The organism is Methylobacterium bullatum, assembly GCF_014845095.1.
In the GTDB taxonomy this organism is placed as follows: Bacteria; Pseudomonadota; Alphaproteobacteria; order Rhizobiales; family Beijerinckiaceae; genus Methylobacterium; species Methylobacterium bullatum.
In genome coordinates this window covers 1-2,317 of sequence record NZ_NKUG01000222.1, presented here as the reverse complement: position 1 = coordinate 2,317, position 2,317 = coordinate 1, and the positions used below count along the sequence as shown (strand labels likewise).

General features: G+C 71.1%; 1 protein-coding gene. It reads right to left on the bottom strand.

All coding sequences use genetic code 11. From position 1 onward, the window contains the following. The coding region (locus MBTS_RS22310; protein ID WP_192216504.1) for a condensation domain-containing protein at positions 1-2,317 on the bottom strand (2,317 nt) is incomplete at both ends.

Sequence of the window (2,317 nt, the reverse complement as noted above, 5' to 3'; positions counted from 1 at the left end):
CCCTCGCCTCGCTGTCCGCGTAGGGCGCGGACAGCGAGGCGAGGGACGAGGCCGGGACCAGTTCGAGCGTGTCGATGCGACGGGCCGGGGTGCCGGTCAGGCCGTCGAGCAGGGCGAGATAGCCCTCCTCGAACCGGGCGATGGTGGCGGGGTCGAAAAGGGCTTCGGAATAGGCGAAGGTCGCGGACAGACCGCCGTCCTTCTCCGATACTTCCAGGACGAGGTCGTAGGCGGGCGTGCCGGTATCCTGCCCGAATGCTTCGAGCTTAAGGCCGGCGACGGTACCGAGATCGCCCAGGGTCGCCGGCTGCTGGCTGATCATCACGCGGGCAAGGGGTGCCCGGCCGGGAACGCGTTCCGGCTGCAGCGCCTCCACCAGTCGCTCGAAGGGCAGATCCTGATGGGCCAGGGCGTCCGTCAGCGAGGTCCATAGCCGGCTGATGACGTTGCGTCCCGGCGATGCCGGGTCGATCGACACAGGTAGGACCAGTGTGTTCACGAACACCCCGACGAGGTGCTCGACGCCCGGCAGGTGGCGACCCGCAACGGGCATGGCGATGCGCAGGCTCCGGGTGTCGCCATAACGATGCAGGAAGAGGGCGAAGGCGCCGAGCAGGATTGTGAAGGGCGAGGTGCCCGTCTCACCCGCCAGGGCCCCGACCCGACGGCTCACCCCCTCGCCGATCGCGAAACCGTGACGGAGGACGCGGTCGGGTACGCCGACCCGCCTCTGGCGATCGGAAAGCGACAGATCGGGTTCGGGCCCGCCGAGGCGTTCGCGCCACCAGGCGAGGTCGGACTCCATGGCATCGGCGCGTGGTTCGCCGGCCTGCCAGGCGGCGATATCGGCCGGCTGGATCGCGAGGGGGGGCAGACCGGTGGGCAGGCCCTCCGCCTCAGCCCGATAGAGCGCCGGCCATTCCCGCAGGATCACGCCCATGGACCAGCCATCGGACACGATGTGGTGCAGGGTCACCAGGAGGACGTGATGAGCCCCGCCGAGGCGGACCAGGGCAAAGCGCGCGAGCGGGCCGCCGGGGAGGGTGAAGGGGCGTTCCGCCGCCTCGCGGCAGAGGGCGGCGAACCGCTCCTCGCGCTCATGCGCGTCGAACCCGGTCAGATCGGTCTCGGGCAACGCGACGTCGTAGCCGGCCACGATCACCTGCTCGGCCCGGCCGTCGGGGCGGCGGTGCAGACGGGTGCGGAAAGCCTCGTGCCGCGCGACGAGGGCAGCAAGGCTGCGGTCCAGGGCGCTCCGGTCGAGGTCGCCGTGGAGGTGAATCCCACCGGCGATATGGTGGCGTTCGTCATCGCCGAATTCGGCCTCGAACCAGAGCCGCTCCTGCGCCAGCGACAGGGGAAGCGCTCCGTCACGGGGGGCCGGAGCGATCACGAGAGCCGTCGTACCGGCCGCGATCTCCGCCCCGACCGCCTCGGCGAAAGCCCCCAGCCGGGGATGCGCGAACAGGGTCTGCGGCGGGATCGCGATGCCTATGGCCGCGCGTAGCTCAGTGAGCATCCCGATGGCCGCGATGGAATTGCCGCCGAGAGCGAAGAAATGACTGTCGCGGGTGAGGTCGCGCCGGTCGAGGATGACGGACCAGATCGCGGCGAGGCGCGCATCCAGCCCGGCCAGGGCCATGGCCTCACCGGATTTCGGCGCGCCTTCCCCATCGCTGCGCCGGCCGTCCTCCACCACCGCGTAGGCGTCCAGGGAGCCCCTCTCCCATCCGCGCCGCGTGGCGCCGCGCTGGATCTTCCCACTGGATGTGCGCGGCAGGCCGCCGGGATTGAGGAGAACCACGACGCGCGCGGTCTCGAGGAAGGCATCGGCGACGGCCTCCGATACCAGCGAGGCGATCGCCTCGGGCGCGGCGAGCTTCTGGACGGTGCGCGACACCTCCACCGCCACGCCGATGCCCTCGCGGCCGTCGCGCTCGATGGCGAAGGCGGCGATCCGGCCTCGGCGCAGGATGTCGACGCCCTGCTCCACCACCCGCTCCACGTCCTGCGGATAGACGTTCTGGCCACGCAGGATGATGAGGTCCTTCTCGCGCCCGACGAGGAAGAGCCGGCCCCGGTGCAGGAAGCCGAGATCGCCCGTCCTCAGGCAGCGCACGCCGTGCCGTTCGACGAAGGCGGCCGCCGTCGCGTCCGGGTTGCGCCAATAGCCCTGGGCGAGGCTCGGACCGGAGACGACGACCTCGCCGATGGTCCCGTCCGGCAGCGATTCCCCATCGGAACCGGCGATGTGGATCGGATGCCCGGGCTGCTCGAAGCCGCAATCCACCAGCCGGGTGCCGTCCACCGCGGCGAC